Annotated in this window: 15 protein-coding genes; 7 read left to right on the forward strand and 8 right to left on the reverse strand. The window is 37.5% G+C overall.

Going from position 1 to position 16,287, the window contains the following annotated elements; all coding sequences use genetic code 11:
* Positions 1-30 precede the first annotated feature (30 nt).
* From H0S58_RS01110 to htpG, 5 genes are all read left to right on the forward strand, one after another.
* A complete protein-coding gene (locus H0S58_RS01110; protein ID WP_195726909.1) occupies positions 31-900 on the forward strand; it encodes an alpha/beta fold hydrolase in 870 nt (289 codons plus the stop codon).
* Positions 901-1,029: 129 nt separating this feature from the next.
* Positions 1,030-2,442, forward strand: a complete 1,413-nt coding sequence (locus H0S58_RS01115) for a Na+/H+ antiporter family protein (protein WP_053579378.1) — start codon at positions 1,030-1,032, stop codon at positions 2,440-2,442.
* A gap of 280 nt (positions 2,443-2,722) precedes the next feature.
* Entirely contained in the window at positions 2,723-3,325 is a 603-nt protein-coding gene (locus H0S58_RS01120) for an OmpW/AlkL family protein (RefSeq protein WP_195726910.1), read from the forward strand.
* Positions 3,326-3,490: 165 nt separating this feature from the next.
* Complete coding sequence (locus H0S58_RS01125; RefSeq protein ID WP_053579380.1) at positions 3,491-3,835, forward strand: lysozyme inhibitor LprI family protein; 345 nt, start codon at positions 3,491-3,493, stop codon at positions 3,833-3,835.
* A gap of 92 nt (positions 3,836-3,927) precedes the next feature.
* Positions 3,928-5,853 (forward strand): molecular chaperone HtpG, encoded by a 1,926-nt coding sequence (htpG, locus tag H0S58_RS01130; protein ID WP_195726911.1) that lies wholly within the window; start codon positions 3,928-3,930, stop codon positions 5,851-5,853.
* Between the two features lie 203 nt (positions 5,854-6,056).
* On the opposite strand, the gene H0S58_RS01135 is transcribed toward htpG, so the two are convergent.
* From H0S58_RS01135 to H0S58_RS01150, 4 genes are all read right to left on the reverse strand, one after another.
* Positions 6,057-7,187, reverse strand: a complete 1,131-nt coding sequence (locus H0S58_RS01135; RefSeq protein ID WP_195726912.1) for a hypothetical protein — start codon at positions 7,185-7,187, stop codon at positions 6,057-6,059.
* 85 nt (positions 7,188-7,272) lie between these two features.
* Positions 7,273-8,835 carry a hypothetical protein gene (locus tag H0S58_RS01140; RefSeq protein ID WP_195726913.1) on the reverse strand — a complete coding sequence of 521 codons (1,563 nt, stop codon included), beginning with the start codon at positions 8,833-8,835 and terminating at the stop codon, positions 7,273-7,275.
* A 9-nt stretch (positions 8,836-8,844) separates the two neighbouring features.
* Positions 8,845-9,024: a hypothetical protein gene (locus tag H0S58_RS01145; protein WP_092718825.1), complete on the reverse strand. Its 180-nt coding sequence runs from the start codon at positions 9,022-9,024 to the stop codon at positions 8,845-8,847.
* Positions 9,025-9,503: 479 nt separating this feature from the next.
* A complete protein-coding gene (locus tag H0S58_RS01150) occupies positions 9,504-9,719 on the reverse strand; it encodes a hypothetical protein (protein ID WP_053579385.1) in 216 nt (71 codons plus the stop codon).
* A 273-nt stretch (positions 9,720-9,992) separates the two neighbouring features.
* On the opposite strand from H0S58_RS01150, the gene H0S58_RS01155 reads away from it, so the two are divergent.
* On the forward strand, positions 9,993-10,193 hold the full coding sequence (locus H0S58_RS01155) for a dodecin family protein (RefSeq protein ID WP_053579386.1): 201 nt from the start codon (positions 9,993-9,995) through the stop codon (positions 10,191-10,193).
* 118 nt (positions 10,194-10,311) lie between these two features.
* On the opposite strand, the gene H0S58_RS01160 is transcribed toward H0S58_RS01155, so the two are convergent.
* On the reverse strand, positions 10,312-11,013 hold the full coding sequence (locus H0S58_RS01160; protein WP_195726914.1) for a DsbA family oxidoreductase: 702 nt from the start codon (positions 11,011-11,013) through the stop codon (positions 10,312-10,314).
* A 176-nt stretch (positions 11,014-11,189) separates the two neighbouring features.
* Here H0S58_RS01160 and H0S58_RS01165 point away from each other — a divergent pair, with 176 nt between their 5' ends.
* Positions 11,190-11,939 carry a hypothetical protein gene (locus H0S58_RS01165; protein ID WP_195726915.1) on the forward strand — a complete coding sequence of 250 codons (750 nt, stop codon included), beginning with the start codon at positions 11,190-11,192 and terminating at the stop codon, positions 11,937-11,939.
* 119 nt (positions 11,940-12,058) lie between these two features.
* Here the strand turns inward: H0S58_RS01165 and H0S58_RS01170 are convergent, their stop codons facing one another.
* From H0S58_RS01170 to ompR, 3 genes are all read right to left on the reverse strand, one after another.
* Complete coding sequence (locus tag H0S58_RS01170) at positions 12,059-13,576, reverse strand: acetyl-CoA hydrolase/transferase family protein (protein WP_195726916.1); 1,518 nt, start codon at positions 13,574-13,576, stop codon at positions 12,059-12,061.
* Between the two features lie 205 nt (positions 13,577-13,781).
* On the reverse strand, positions 13,782-15,242 hold the full coding sequence (locus tag H0S58_RS01175; protein ID WP_053579390.1) for an ATP-binding protein: 1,461 nt from the start codon (positions 15,240-15,242) through the stop codon (positions 13,782-13,784).
* 256 nt (positions 15,243-15,498) lie between these two features.
* Entirely contained in the window at positions 15,499-16,263 is a 765-nt protein-coding gene (ompR, locus tag H0S58_RS01180) for a two-component system response regulator OmpR (RefSeq protein WP_004650626.1), read from the reverse strand.
* Positions 16,264-16,287: the final 24 nt, after the last annotated feature.

Genomic DNA, 16,287 nt, shown 5'->3' on the forward strand with positions numbered 1-16,287 from the left:
AAATCGCCAATAAAAAAATAGGAAAAAATGATGCAAGCTATCACTCAATGGGTTGCGACCCAAGACCAACAGCGTTTAAATGTTAAGTTATGGGGCGATCCAGAAAAACCTGCTTTGGTTTTGGTACATGGTTATCCAGATAATCAAGAAGTGTGGGAACCCATTATTCAGCAACTGATCGACGATTTTTATATTGTGACTTATGATGTACGTGGAGCAGGTCAGTCTTCGCTGCCACGCTGTATCAAAGACTATCGTTTAGAGCAATTATCATTGGATTTAGAAAGTGTGGTCCAAGCTGTTTTGAAGGATAAAGTTTTTCATTTGGCGGCACATGACTGGGGATCTATCCAATCTTGGGAGTCAGTCACTGAAGCAAAATTTCGTGATCAGCTGCTTTCTTACAGCACTATTTCTGGTCCATGTTTAGACCATGCTGCATTCTGGATGCGTAATCAATTTAAACAAAATAAATCTAAATTTTTTAAACAACTCACTAAATCTTGGTACATTGCAGCTTTTCAGTTGCCTTGGCTTGCGCCGACCGTATGGCGCTTCTTTAAACCTGATCAATGGAGCAAAGTGCTTGAGCAGTTAGAACATAAAAAAAATCTACCTTCAAATACCAATATTGCCTCGGATGGAAAACACGGCATTGGATTGTATCGTGCGAATTTTATTCCGCGTCTAACTCAGCCACGCCAGCGTTTTGCAGTTTGTCCTGTACAGGCGATTGTCTTAAAAAGAGATAATTTTGTCAGCCCTGAACTGATTGATGAAATGCCTAAATGGGTTGAAGACTTTCATCGAGTCGAAGTAGATGCCAATCATTGGGCAATATTAAGTCAGCCAGAATTGATAGCAACTTATATCCGTAACTTTGCATTACAGTATGAATAAGTATGTATCTTTTTTTATAATTTATTGAATTTTAAAAATAAATCAGGCGGTGGATAAAAGCGATCAATTTACAGTTTCAACAGATTGGATCTGTTAAAATGTCGGCTTTTCGTCTTCCTTAAAATTTTCATGAATGCAGTAATAATTGCGATTGCCGTGATGTTTATTCTCTCACTGGCGCGAGTTTCTGTTGTTTTGACTTTGGTCATTTCAGCAATTATAGGTGGTTTGGTTGCGGGGCTAAGTCTGTCAGAGACTGTTGCAGCATTTAATGCGGGGCTAGGCGATGGGGCAGAAGTGGCCTTGGCTTATGCAGTATTGGGTGCGTTTGCTTTGGCTTTATCTAAATCAGGTTTGCCTGATTTGTTGGCGCACAAATTGATTGGCTTATTGGGTGCAGAAGCCAGTCATCAAAAAACCAAAAAGGTCAAATATTTGCTGCTGACGATTTTATTGATCGCTGCAATTTGTTCTCAAAACTTAATCCCAGTCCATATTGCCTTTATTCCTGTTTTAGTTCCGCCTTTATTAAAAGTCATGAATCACATGAATTTAGACCGTCGTGCTGCTGCATGCGTATTGACCATGGGCTTAGTCGGAACTTATATTTTTCTACCTGTTGGTTTTGGTGCTATTTTCCTAGATCAAATTTTGATGGGTAATATCAATAAAATTGGCGCTGCTTACAACTTACATGTGGAACGTTGGATGATGCCCATGGGAATGGCAATTCCTGTGATTGGTATGTTGATAGGCACCATTTTTGCTGTATTCGTAAGCTATCGTAAACCGCGTCATTATATTGATCATGCCGTGGCACGTGTGACCACCATTGATTTAGATAAACCGATTCGTGCTGGCGAAGTAACGTTACAAGCCGATGCTAAAGAGCTTCAGCAAGAAGCTGAACGTGCACCTATTATTGCGAAAAAAACAATTTTTATGGCTTTGCTTGCCATTATCTTGACCTTAATTGCACAGTTATATTCGGGTTCTATGATTTTAGGTGGGTTGGTTGGTTTTGCAGTCTTGTCTGGTGCAGGCATTTTTAAATGGCAAGAAGCAGACGATGTCTTTGTTCAGGGCATGCGAATGATGGCTTTGGTGGGTTTTATCATGATATCAGCAGCAGGCTTTGCCTCTGTCATGACCCATACAGGAGATATCAACAGTTTGGTCAATGGTGTGGTTCACATTATTGGGGAAAATAAAGCATTGGCTGCCTTCTTAATGTTGTTCATTGGTTTATTTGTGACGATCGGCATTGGTTCATCATTCTCCAGTGTGCCTGTTCTGGCCGTGATTTATGTACCACTTTGTGTACAATTCGGTTTTTCACCTTTGGCAACCGTAGCATTGATTGGTACAGCAGCAGCACTTGGGGATGCAGGTTCACCAGCTTCAGATTCGACCTTGGGGCCAACAGCAGGTTTAGGCGTAGATGGTCAACATGATCATATTTGGGATACGGTTGTACCAACCTTCATTCATTTCAATATTCCATTATTAATCTTTGGTTGGATTGCTGCGATGGTACTTTAAATTGAAAAATATTTACTCAATTTAAAATGATTTAATGGCTTTATTTAAAATAAATTTTTTAGTATTTCTTTATAATAAAACCAAGTAATATAATCGGAATACAGTCAATTTAATCCATTTAAATGGTTGATTTAAAAACCAACCATTTAAATAGGATATAAATAAATATTTATAAATATTAATATCTTGAAAATAATATAAATGAATATATAAATACCACTCTTGCATATTAATAATCCGATAGGTTTAATATTTATTATTCATTCTAAGAGTTTTTATAATGTTAAGAAAAACTATAGTTATTGCTTTATTGGGTTTTTGTTCTTCAGCGATGGCAGAAGGATGGCAAGTCAAGGTTGGTGCTTCTGCGATTGCACCCAGTAATGATACTTTTGTAAATGGTGTGGGCGTGATAAAGGTAGACAGTGAATTGGCCTTTACACCCTCTATCGAATACTTTTTTGCCAACAGTGCATTTTCAACTGAACTTTTATTGGCAGCTCCTGTAAACCATAGTATTACAATTAATGGGGTAGATGCGCTAAAACTTAAACATCTGCCACCAACACTCACTGCAAAATACCATTTTAAAAATTCAACGGGTTTTACACCTTATATTGGATTAGGTGGTACTGCATTTATTGCCTGGGATGAGCAAACAAAAGGTGGTTTGACAGGTACTACCGTTAAAGTGAAAGAAGAATTTGGTTTTGCAGGTCAAGTCGGATTTAATTATCAACCTGCCGATGCTAAAAATTGGGGCATCTTTATGGATGTTCGTTACGCACAATTAAGTCCAGATGTTGAAGTAGAAAAAGTCACAAGTTTTGATTTAGACATTGATCCAGTAATCTATAGTCTAGGGTACAGTTATAAGTTCTAAAAGATAAAATCCATAATAAGAATCCATCTTTTGATAGATTCTTATTATTTAATAATGCATGAAGTCAGCAAAACAGATCAAATCAATTACACAAAGTATCTTCTTTATAAAGCACTGTTGTTGTTAAAGTAAGTTTAGAAAAATGACCAATAAAAAAGGAAAAAAATGAAAGCAGGGATATTAATTTTTTTAATAGGTTTGAGTGGGTGGGGTGCTTCGATCCATGCAGCCAGTTTTAATTGTGAGAAAGCGCGAACTCAGACAGAACATGCCATTTGTGAACATCGAGCAGTAAATGATGCTGATGTAAAAATGGTCACGACCTATAATATTATTAAGCGTTTGGTCCCCATGGGAACCCGAGGTGTTATACAGGATGAACAAGTGAGGTGGCTACAATTACGTGATCAATGTGTCGATTCGAGTCGTTGTTTAATTGAAGTCTATAAAATGCGTCAACAAAAACTAGAAACTTATATGGATCGGGTCTATCGGCAAGGGCCTTTTTAATAAAATTTTTCCTTTAACTATTGAAATTTTTTCAAGTCACTCCATTCATTAAGCATTCTAGAAAAATGTTTAATGAATTTAAGGAGCGATTAATGAGCGACCAAAACCCACAAAAACATAGTTTCCAAGCGGAAGTAGCCCAACTTTTACATTTGGTGACGCATTCACTCTATTCAAATCCTGAAATTTTCTTACGCGAATTGATTTCTAACGCTTCAGATGCGTGCGATAAGTTGCGTTTTGAAGGGATTAATCATCCTGAATATTATGAAAATGACCCTGAATTGCATGTTCGTATTCATTTGGATAGAGAGCAAAAAACCCTCACCATTTCAGACAATGGGATTGGTTTAACTGAACAAGAAGCAATTGATAATTTGGGAACCATTGCTAAATCGGGTACCAAGGACTTTATGTCTAAATTATCGGGTGATCAAAAAGCTGATGCACAATTGATCGGTCAGTTTGGCGTCGGTTTCTACTCAGGATTTATTGTTGCTGAAAAAATTACGGTTGAATCTCGTCATGCGGGTATAGCAGCGTCGGACGGTGTGCGCTGGATCAGTACAGGTACAGGTGAGTTTGAAGTAGAACAAGTCACCAAGGAAAGCCGCGGTACAGATATTATTTTACATTTGCGTGATGATGCGCTGGAGTATTTAGAAGCACACAAAGTGAAGCAGATTGTAAATAAATATTCTGATCACATTAGTCTACCCATTGAAATGCAAAAAGAAGTTTGGCAACAAGATGAAGTTGCTGAAGGTGAAGAAGCTCAAGAAAATGCTGGCCAGATGGTTAAAACAGATGATTGGGAAGCCATTAATTCTGCGAGCGCACTTTGGACGCGCAATAAGAATGAGATTACTGAAGAACAATATATTGAGTTCTATAAAAATTTAAGCCATGACTTTGAAGCACCATTAGCATGGGCACATAATCGTGTAGAAGGCAGCACTGAATATACACAATTGTTATATATTCCAAGTAAAGCGGCTCACAATATTTTTACCCGAGAAGCCAAAGCGGGCATTAAGTTGTATGTAAAACGCGTGTTTATTATGGATGAAGCAGATAACCTGATTCCAAATTATTTACGCTTTGTACAAGGGGTCGTCGATAGCGCAGATTTACCACTCAACGTCAGTCGTGAATTGCTACAAGAAAGCCGTGATGTCAAAACTATTCGTGAAGGAAATACCCGCCGTATTTTGACCATGCTAGATGGTTTAGCGAAATCGGAAGATGAAAAAGATCAAGAAAATTTCAAACAGTTCTATGCTGAGTTTGGTTCAGTAATTAAAGAAGGTTTGGGAGAAGACTTTGGTAATCGTGAACGTATTTTAAAACTGTTACGTTTTTCAACGTCAAACAATGATGAGGTTTCAACTTCTCTGGCAGATTATAAAGCACGCATGAAAGAAGGTCAGAAGGCCATTTATTATGTGACTGCGGATAGCCTAAATGCTGCAAAAAATTCACCGCAACTTGAGTTATTCAAGAAAAAAGACATTGAAGTACTTTTGATGGCTGATCGTGTAGATGAATGGTCGATGGAATTCGTGAATGAGTTTGACGGTACGCCTATGCAAAATGTATCTAAAGGTGCTGTAGATTTAGGAGATTTACAAGACGCTGAAGAGAAAAAAGCATTAGACGTTGCAGCTGAACAGTTTAAACCTGTGGTCGATAAAATGACCAATTCATTAAAAGCCAAAACTAAACAAGTTCGTGTGACGACACGTTTAGTCGATTCACCTGCATGTTTGGTGACAGGTGAGGGTGAACTTTCTCCTCAGCTTATCCGTATGCTTAAGCAGGCAGGTCAGGCGATTCCAGAAAGCAAACCAATTTTAGAAATCAATCCAGAACATCCACTGGTGAAAAAACTAGAATCTTCAAATCAGTTTGATGATTTGGCGCATGTGATTTTTGATCAGGCTGTCATTGCTGAAGGTGGTTTACCTGAAAATCCAGCTGAATATGTAAAACGTATTAATAGTTTGTTATTAAAATAATATTACGTAATTCAGCGCAAGATAAAAATATTTTGTGATGAATACCAGTCAGTTAAACCACTGACTGGTATTTTTATTTGTAGAAGAACGGTATTCAAAAATGGGTTATGGTTTTATGACACAAAAACATTCACGATTTGAATCACAGTAGAACATTCAGTTTTTATGGTTTTCTCGCTTGAATCCTATCAATGAAAAGAAATTTAGAATAAAGCTTCCAGACGAATCATCGTACTCAGAAAATGACTACGATCTTCTCTATGATCATTAAAATAATTTAAATTTCCTTGAACATAAAACCATTCACGCCATACCGGTTGTCGCCACGACATAAAAGGCCCCCAGCTGTTTAATCGTAAATCTTTGTTATTCAGGAAACCGCCGGTATAGAGACCATAACTAAAACTATTTTCATGAAAAAACTGATGTTGTCTAAACAGATTATTATCCCAAGTGAAGTCATCATCTTGTTCATCTGCATAGGTCAAATTCAATTGATTGGAGAGAAAAGCCTGATTGGGGCGAGCATGAATCAACTCTAAATTGGTTCTTAAATAATTTTCACTATCCACGCCATAGCGATAAATTTGCTCGGCATGGAATTTGAAATCATTTTCTAACTGCCAATCTTTAGAGGCTTTTAGACGTAGATAAACATCATCCCCCGAACGTAAACCTAAATCTAAATCTGTTTCGAAAGGAATATACTTAGAAAAATCTGACCAGCGTAAGGCAAAAGAGCTGTTATTTTCTCGGGTGCGCTGTGGGTCTAAGGTTTTATTATTGAGGTTACTGGCATTTTCATTGGTAATCGCGACATTATTCTCTAATTCATTGTCGAGTGAATCATCACCAAAAACCAGACTCACTTTACGCTCTAAAGTAGGTAGCTTAATCCGGCCACGTATACGGGGTTTAATTTCGTAACCATCGTGTTTGTCCCAGCTGTTGTCTAGCAAGATCCTTAAGCTGGCAGAAGCAGGTTGATCGGGATCAGTTTCACCAAACCAGTTATCAATTTTATGGGAGGTACGATCTGCCCAATTCTTAATTTTGACTTGCTTACGATCGACCCAAGTACGATCTTCAGTTTCAATCACTGGAGGAACAATTGGTTCATTGGATTGTTGTGGTAAAAAAGTGGGTGTTGCATCAATCCAACTGGGAATTTGATAGAGTAAATTTCCATCGACTTTTGGACTGGATAATGAATTCTGATTTTCAGGTAAATCAATTTGTGTGGTTGATGTTTCCGCTGCATAAGCAGAATACATCATTGCTGATAAAACCGTAAATAAGAGTAATTTTGATAACATTTTTTTGTCTTGAGACATAGCCCTGCTCTTATAATTTTAACCCTGACCTAGTGTGATAAAAAAATAGGTGAAAAAGCAAGTTTTTTCTACAAAAAATAGAGACTTAATGGGTAATGTTTTTTTGAATTGCGTCATAGAGTTGGGTCACATGAATTGGTGAGTTTAACTGGTTGATCACCGATTGAATGCGTTGCCAAGTGATACCTTGTTGGCGATCTAATAATAGATAAGGATAAGCAGATTCTTGTAAGGATAAATTTAAACGATTTTTGCCATGAATGAGGCGTATTTTTTGTTTTTCTTTTAACAACAGGAGGGGCGTTTGTATATCGGCAGGGCTTTCTTCAAACTGAATAAATTTCTGAGTCTGAAAAAGGCTGTTAGGAATAAAAGCTTGATAATTTTCCATGTGCCAACTGAAATCCGATTGCTGCATATAGCAATAAAATAGGTGTTCAATATCGGTCAAATTAGCTTGTAAATTGTCCCAAGAAATCGTTTTAATGGCCGAAATATATTGTTGATTTTGAGCAGTAAAGCGATGCATCAATTGTGCGGCTTGAGTACTATCATCTGCACCAAACAAAGCCAGATATTTAATGAATTGCCCTTGTTTGGAAAGCAGCTCAGCCAAATAAATTGGCTGATGTTGCCAAAGGTTCAAACTAGATGAATAAAATAATAAATCAAGATGTCGAGAAAGATCAGGCAAACCCACAATATTCATGACATATAAATCGACAGGTGAAAAATCCTGATTCATCATTGGATTCAAATCAGCTAAATATTCATTTAAGCTGATTTGCTTTGCAAAAGTTTGCGAAACAGCATTTTGATTTGAAGAATCTTGACTGATTGCTGTTATTGGAATTTCGGTACTATTCGGTGTTAAAGAATGGACTATTGGGTGTGATTCAATCGCTGTGTCAGAGTCAGCCTGCTGTTGAAAAGTGGTCAAATCAATCGGTTGTGACTTTTTTGACAAATGTAATAGGGATATAGATTGTTGAATTTGACTTGAATGAACGTGCTCGCTTTTTTCTTGCGTAGTTTGAATAGATAAATTCAAATCTGTTTCTGTTTCTGTTTCTGTTTCTGTTTCTGTTTCTGTTTCTGTTTCTGTTTCTGTTTCTGTTTCTGTTTCTGTTTCTGTTTCTGTTTCTGTTGGCTGAAATACAGCTTCAATATTCATCAAAGGTTGTTTGAGTTGAACGTCAGTTTTTAAGCAATGATAGATGCTTTGCTGTTCAAGTAACCAAGAATAAATATCATCTAAATCGCCCCACTGACTGGTGATTGCTGTACCTTTTGAGGCTGTCATTAACCAAATTTGCCAACCTGTTGCTGGATGATACAAAATCCCCCAACCAGAATCTGGATATGCAGATAATGCTTCTTCAAGCAAATTAGTATGCTGAAATACTCCCTGAAAAGCTTGTCGATATAGCGTGTGATCGGCAAAATCATGCGCTGCCTGTTCAGGTTGTGTCCGTGCTTTAAATTTTAAAATTTGTTTTTTGAAAATAGGTTCATCACATAAATTAAAAATTTCATGCAAACGAGCTTTCGAATAGGCAATTTGATAAAACGATAAGGAACGATGTTCTAAGCCATCAATTAATGCATGTAATTCTTGGATCAGCTGAGCTTTTTCTAGAACATTCATGCGCTGACCTTAAAGATGCTGATGTGCTTTTTCTAAATAGCTCGCTAAAACCAGATTTATTGCCAGTTCTAGTAATTTATATTCAGACGACGTCGGATTGGTATGCTTTTTGGCAAGCATCATTAATTGATCAATATTGATCGCTTGTGGTGGAAGTTTGCCTTGAATAAGCGCTTGAAGTTGCTGCATAAGAAAATATATTAATTCTAGGATAAGTGATTTAAATAGCCCATTTGATTATAGGGATTTATATGAAAAAAACATGATAAAAAATGTCATATTTTGTGCATTTATAGACCGGAATAACAAGAATGGTAAGCCTATAATGAAGTCTTCTAGGAGAGATTAATTCAGCGAAATATATCGCTCATCAATTCAATTGAACAAATTCTTTAAGCTAATATTTTTATTCTTATTGATGATTCCACACGTATCTTTTAAAAGACATTTTAAGGTAAGTTTTGAGTAGCAATGGCTCGAACCGTAGTTATAGTTTATTTTGTAGATATAGCTTTCAGGGTATTTTTAAGGCGAAAAATTAAAAATAAATCTTAAAAAACGATAGTTTAAGTTCAATTTAGTTTTAAAAATTGAATATAAATCATCTAATTATAGTGATGAGGTCAAGACAAATTGCTGATGCAATTTATCTTGAGAAATTAAAAAAATCAGTTTTTATGACACTTGCTCTGACATTTTTTTTCATAAACTTTGCCAGAAATACCACCAATAATCGCACCACTAATTGTACCAAAAACGGGTAAGACACTGCCAGCAACTGCACCAATCAAAACACCCTTCGCAGTTGGCGAAAAACGCGACTTAGCTTTTGGCGTGGTTTGTGTAGTTGAATCATGAGCTGAATTATGAATGTTAGTGTTCATGTTGACCTCTTGATATGATGAGAATGAACAAAAAGTTCGACATCAATATGATGAGAATGAACAAAAAGTTCGACATCACTAGCCTAACCAATTGGCCAAATTATGCTGTCCTCGCCTTGTGTAGATACGTTGTCTTTTGTAAGCATTGCAGGTCTGACGATATCATTGTGATGTTAGATGTAAGTTTTTGCGATGTAATGTAAAAAACCCCAAACCTGATTAAAAAATAGCTTATGATCATGCTTCAAAATAATAAATTTTAAGGGTTAAATTATGGCTATTGCAAAAGTAGTAGAAGTAAACTCAAGCAGTAATAAAAGTTTTGAAGATGCAATTCAGACAGGTATCCAAAAAGTCACAGAGACAATCAAAAATGTTCAAGGTGCTTGGATCAACGAACAAAAAGTAGTGATTAAAGAGAATAAAATTATAGAGTATCGGGTCAATTTAAAAATCAGTTTTTTGGTAGATTAAATTCAAATCAAGCAGTCCATCTGTCCGCATTTGAGTGTTGAAGATCATTGAATATTGCACTTAGAAAAAATCCCCTTAATTGGGGATTTTTTTTTCATCAAAAAATTATTGATTCATTTTAGCTTTTAGGCACATTACAGACATCATCTTGGCCATGCTCAGCTGCTTCAGTGTCTAAATTTTCTACTGCTGCGGTCTGTAAAGCTTTTTCAAAAACTTGTAAAAATACTTCACGAGGCTGAGCACCAGCTAAAGCAATACGTTGATCAAATACAAAGAAGGGTACACCTGTGACTTTTAATTGATCACGTGCAACATCTTCATCAAATTTAACAAAATCTGTGTATTCCTCCGAATCTAACACATCTTCTACTTCAACTGGATTTAGCCCAATCCGTGCTGCGACATCTTCAATCGTTTCGCGCTCGCCAATCGGTAAACCTTGAGTCATATAACTATAGAAAAATGCTTCTTTGGCTTCTGAACCCAAGCCTTTACTTTGTGCTAAATGAATAATACGGTGCGCATTAAATGTGTTGCCTGAGTTGGCATTTTCCCAGTTAAACTGGATACCTTCTTCAGCTGCCATAGTGGCAATATTGCGTTGCATTTCTTCAACTTCTGCAATGGTTCGCCCATATTTTTGCGCAAGGCGTTCAGAGTTGGAGACTTCTTGACGAATAGGTGCGTCTGGATCAAGCTCATAGCTATGCCAGTGTACTTCAAGTTCAAGGCCTGCTTGTTGGGCAGCGGCTTCTAAACGTTTTTTACCAATATAACAAAACGGGCAAACCACATCTGACCAAATATCTACGCGCATGCTAAATCTCTTCTGTTTACTTGTCTATAATGATAGGGCTTTGGACAAAAATTTAAAGTATTAAATGTGAATTAAAAAATTGGGTATAAAAACCACTTCTATTTTAGATGAATAAATGATCAGCTGGCTGCTAAATCAGGCTATGATAATAAAAGTCCGTACAAAAGGAGTTTCGTATGCCTAGAGTTTTTATCATCTTGGCGTTGGTAACGTGCAGCCTATTTGGCTGGATGTTTTATCAATATACGGCTCAACAAAAGGAACTTCATCAACTTAAAAGCTATCAAACCGTGCTATATGAAAAAGCAGAACTGATTTATGAGCAAGCACAAGACTGGACGCAGCCGATTCAACTTGATGTTTCAGACCATCGTCTACACGGTGATTATAAAATCATGGCAGATTTTGTTTTAAATGACATGATTGAAAATGCAGAAGCCCGAAATCAATATTTACGTCAGCTCAAAGCCATTCAATGGGATCAGTTTTTAAATATTGAGCGTTTAGACAAAGACCGGAAACAAAAATTTATTGCAACTGAACAGATGTTAAAACAGGCACATCTTTTGGCTGCGCAATACCAACAACAGACTCAACGACGTGAAGCCGAGAGTTTAGAAAAAGCCAAACATTTATCGATTCAAACTCGTCTAAGACAGCAATTAATCAAAAGTTTACGTGAAAGTCGGGAGAGTGATCAATCACAGGCTTTATTTGCACTAGAACTCAAAATATTGAATAAGGCCGATGCTTTATTTGCCCTGCTTAAAAATAATCAATGGGAAAAAAAGAACAAAACCTTCATGTTTTATCAGGATAAAGCGGTAAAGCAATTTAATACTTTATACCAAGAAGTTTTACAGCTCAATGCAGCAATCGACAAGGTCAAAAAACAGAATCGAAAAGCTATTGAGCAGCGTTTATAAGATAATTTAGTGCTCTACTTTAAATGCTTTGCTGGATGTGAGGTTTATATTTTTTCTGAATAGAGAACAATAAAAAAGCGTACCGAGGTACGCTTTTTAAATCATATTAGCTGATTTGATTAAGCAATTTTAGCTTCAGGAAGTGCGACCAGCATTTGACCTTGTTCTTCAAAGTTAACATGCCATGAAAGTGCTTCACGTAATAAGTGTGGCGTGTGTCCACCTTTTGCCGCTGCACGATCAAAGTAATCATTTAGTGCATCACGATACATTGGATGTGCACAATTATTAATAATCGCGTGAGCGCGTTCACGTGGGGCTAAACCGCGTAAATCGGCAAGACCTTGCTCAGTCACCAAAATATCAACATCGTGTTCAGAATGATCTACATGAGAAGCCATAGGGACGATTGAAGAAATATCACCGCCTTTCGCAATCGACTTGGTTACAAAAATAGCCAAATGTGCATTACGTGCAAAGTCGCCAGAACCACCAATACCATTCATCATTTTGGTGCCACAGACATGTGTTGAGTTAACGTTACCGTAAATATCAAACTCTAATGCTGTGTTAATTCCAATAATCCCTAAACGACGAACCAATTCAGGATGATTAGAGATTTCTTGTGGGCGAAGAATCAATTTGTCTTTATAGGCTTCAAGATTGTTAAATACTTTTTCACCGTATTTTGCAGACAGGGTAATTGAGCTTCCTGAGGCAAATTTCATTTTGCCTGCATCAATCAATTCAAAGGTACAGTCTTGTAGTACTTCGGAATACATCACCAAATCTTCGAAATTCGAATCTTTTAGACCAGTTAAAACTGCATTGGCAATAGAGCCAATACCTGCTTGTAATGGCCCTAAGTTTTTAGGTAAACGACCTTGTGCTACTTCTTGTTCAAAAAAATTGATCAAGTGATTGGCAATGCCTTGAGTCTCATCATCTGGAAGGGTCACAGTCGATGGAGAGTCATGATATTCATTGTTAATGACGATGCCTACAATTTTTGCTGGATCAATATTAATTGCATGAGTACCAATACGTTCATCCACTTGGGTCAGTGGAATAGCTTGACGCGTTGGACGATAGGTCGGGATGTAAATATCGTGCAAACCTTCAAAAGCTGGACTTAAGTTGGTATTAATTTCAATAATGACTTTTTCTGCAAAAATGGCGAAACTCGCAGAGTTACCTACAGAGGTACTTGGAATAATGCCGCCATCTTCAGTGATTGCAACAGCTTCAATAATAGCGACATCTGGTTTCTTCAACTGTTGATTGCGCATTTGTTCAACTGTTTCAGACAAATGCTGATCGATGAACATCACTTCGCCATTGTTAATTGCTTTACGTAAAGTATTGTCTACTTGAAAAGGTAAGCGACGTGCCAATACACCTGCTTCAGTTAATTGTTTGTCTAGGTCGTTGCCTAAACTCGCACCAGTAATTAACGTAATTTTTAAAGGATGTTGCTTTGCTTGTTTCACGAGAGCTAATGGGACTGCTTTTGCTTCTCCTGCACGAGTGAATCCACTCATGCCTACAGTCATCCCATCTTGGATAAAAGTTGCAGCTTGTTCTGCGCTCATGACTTTATCATGAAGTGATGCTAAACGAATACGATCTAAAGACATGGGTTACGCTCAATTCTTGTTCAAACTTAGACGGATTGTACCGTCCTAAAAACAAATTGTGCATGCCTGTTAGGCTAAGGTCTAATTTTTTGAAAAAATGCAGCTATAAGATATTTTGATGATTTTTAAGCACCTGATTTTCATAAAATAAAAATAAAGAGATAATATATTTAGCAAAATTAAATGGAGTTAAATTGACCAAGTGTTAAAAATGATCAGTAAAAGTTTGCTTAATTTTTTCTAAAGTACTGTGAGGTAAAGTTTCTTCTACGGGTTCCTGAGGAATCGGTAGGCGGATCAGTGCTTCTAAACCACCTTGAGCCCGATTATGAATAGTCAATTGGCCTTGGTGTAAATCGACAATGCGTTTGACAATTGCAAGTCCCAAGCCGCTGCCTTGTATCGTACGCGCTTCATTGCCTCGAACAAAAGGCTGCATTAAGTCTTCAATTTGATCTTCTGGAATACCTGTACCGTTGTCAGCCACACAAATAAAAATATGATCATTTTCGACATGAGCTGACAATTCAATTGGTTCAGCTCCATAGCGTTTTGAGTTATTGATTAAATTACCAATTAAACGCTTTAAGGATTGGCTACGTGCCTGAATGAGTGGAACGTCTTGTGCAGTAAAACGTACATCTAAAGGTTTGAATTGAATCATTAACTCTTGTAATAACATGTTAATGTCAGTGTCTTGTAATTCCTCATCTGAACCATCACGCATATAAGAAATAAATTGATTTAAGATGGCATCCATATCTTCAACATCATAAATCAGACCCTCTTTTAAGAAGTCATCCTCTGGCATCATTTCAGCACTTAAACGAATACGGGTTAATGGCGTACGCAAATCATGTGAAATACCTGCCAACATAATACGGCGGTCGCGTTCGGTTTGGTCTAAAGTGTAAATCATATGATTAAACGCTTGATTGACTTCTCTAATTTCTTGAGGTCCATGATTGGTTTCAAGATAGGGTGCAGAACCTGTTTTACTGTAATTATTGGCCGCATTTTGCAGACGTCGTAATGGACGATTCAGTTGACGAACCAGCGTTAAAATAATGGCAGCAGCGATCAGCGGCACACCGAGTAACCAGCCAAACACCAACTCTGGACTATAGTTGGCATAGGTTTTTAACGGTTCTCGAACCCAATGTCCGTTCATTTCAGGAGTTTGAATCCAAATACGCGGACTTGGCTTAAATTGGAAATAAACAGTCACATTTTCGACTTTAAGTTCTTTGGCGAGTTTTTCTTCAATTTGATTGGTAAAAAATTCCGCAATGACTTTGTCTCGCACACTTGGATATTCTTTAGGGTCGGTAATATATTCAATACCGACCCGATTTTTTAACCAAGTATCCACATCAACTTCAGCGTCGTTATGAAAAATACGTAAATCTGGATTATTAATAATTTCTAATTCAACACCTAAATAACGCGCATGTTGCTGAATTTCTGGTAAATACAAGGTACGCCAAAAGAACCACAACGACATAAATAGACTAAAAAATACAATGAACAGAACCAATACTGTAGTACGCATGGCAGCTGAACGTGGCTTGATTTTGTCCAAAAAGCGTTCCCATCGGGTACGCTTCTTTTCTGAATAAGCTTCAAAATCTGTAAATTTTTGCGGGTCGATGGGTTCAAGTTTCACATTAGATTCCTGTGAACGTATCTGAGTGTGGGTAGTTTTTTATTCTTTATTGCATTGGACTGCTGATGTCTTCAAGGGAAGCAGTGTGTGGTATAAATTTTTAAGACTAAATAATACTATTACATCAAGTCATGTTTTACCATTCGCTGAACCTGCAGGTTCCTATTTATTATACTTTACTTAATAAAGTTTGGCTCACACAGCAGCGAATGGCGTTACAGGACAAATAGAGGGATTATATGGTTAAATTTCGTTCTTATTCTGCACCATCTGGAACAAAAACATAACCCACACCCCAAACCGTTTGAATATAACGTGCACGTGCAGGATTTTCTTCAACTAAACGACGTAAACGGGAAACTTGAACATCAATCGAGCGTTCCATGGCCCCCCATTCACGACCACGTGCTAAATTCATTAATTTATCACGGGTTAAAGGTTCACGCGGATGTTGTACCAACGCTTTTAATACTGCAAATTCACCCGTAGTGAGCGTTACTACTTGACCTTCACGCGTTAAAGTACGGGTAGACAAATCTAATGACCATGGTCCAAATGAAACCACTTCCATATGCTGGCTTGGCGCGCCTGGCACTTCACGAACTTGACGACGCAATACCGCACGAATTCGCGCAAGTAATTCATTTGGATTAAAGGGTTTTGGTAAATAGTCGTCTGCGCCTGCTTCAAGTCCTGCAATACGGTCAGAATCACTACCGCGTGCAGTCAACATAATGATAGGCGTATCGATGTTTGATTGGCGTAAACGTCGGCAGATACTTAAACCATCTTCAACCGGAAGCATAAAATCGAGCACAATAAGCGAGAAAAGTTCGCGCTGCAATAACCGATCCATTTGTGTTGCATCATGTGCAGTTTTGACCACGAAACCTTTATCTTCTAAAAAGCGCTGCAATAATGTACGCAAACGCACATCATCATCCACCACCAAAATCCGTTCGACGCGATCGGTTTCGGTATGTACGGGATCGGTCTTTTCCGCAGGTACAACTAAACTCATGATGTGCTCCTTTATTCTTTATTG

This window comes from Acinetobacter sp. TTH0-4 (genome assembly GCF_015602665.1).
Lineage (GTDB): Bacteria > Pseudomonadota > Gammaproteobacteria > Pseudomonadales > Moraxellaceae > Acinetobacter > Acinetobacter albensis.

Coding starts and splice junctions, on each gene's coding strand:
- H0S58_RS01165 (WP_195726915.1), top strand. CDS start 11,190: ATGCCTAGAGTTTTTATCATCTTGGCGTTGGTAACGTGCAGCCTATTT.
- ompR (WP_004650626.1), bottom strand. CDS start 16,263: ATGAGTTTAGTTGTACCTGCGGAAAAGACCGATCCCGTACATACCGAA.
- H0S58_RS01115 (WP_053579378.1), top strand. CDS start 1,030: ATGAATGCAGTAATAATTGCGATTGCCGTGATGTTTATTCTCTCACTG.
- H0S58_RS01110 (WP_195726909.1), top strand. CDS start 31: ATGCAAGCTATCACTCAATGGGTTGCGACCCAAGACCAACAGCGTTTA.
- H0S58_RS01135 (WP_195726912.1), bottom strand. CDS start 7,187: ATGTCTCAAGACAAAAAAATGTTATCAAAATTACTCTTATTTACGGTT.
- H0S58_RS01170 (WP_195726916.1), bottom strand. CDS start 13,576: ATGTCTTTAGATCGTATTCGTTTAGCATCACTTCATGATAAAGTCATG.
- H0S58_RS01155 (WP_053579386.1), top strand. CDS start 9,993: ATGGCTATTGCAAAAGTAGTAGAAGTAAACTCAAGCAGTAATAAAAGT.
- H0S58_RS01160 (WP_195726914.1), bottom strand. CDS start 11,013: ATGCGCGTAGATATTTGGTCAGATGTGGTTTGCCCGTTTTGTTATATT.
- htpG (WP_195726911.1), top strand. CDS start 3,928: ATGAGCGACCAAAACCCACAAAAACATAGTTTCCAAGCGGAAGTAGCC.
- H0S58_RS01125 (WP_053579380.1), top strand. CDS start 3,491: ATGAAAGCAGGGATATTAATTTTTTTAATAGGTTTGAGTGGGTGGGGT.
- H0S58_RS01150 (WP_053579385.1), bottom strand. CDS start 9,719: ATGAACACTAACATTCATAATTCAGCTCATGATTCAACTACACAAACC.
- H0S58_RS01120 (WP_195726910.1), top strand. CDS start 2,723: ATGTTAAGAAAAACTATAGTTATTGCTTTATTGGGTTTTTGTTCTTCA.
- H0S58_RS01145 (WP_092718825.1), bottom strand. CDS start 9,024: ATGCAGCAACTTCAAGCGCTTATTCAAGGCAAACTTCCACCACAAGCG.
- H0S58_RS01140 (WP_195726913.1), bottom strand. CDS start 8,835: ATGAATGTTCTAGAAAAAGCTCAGCTGATCCAAGAATTACATGCATTA.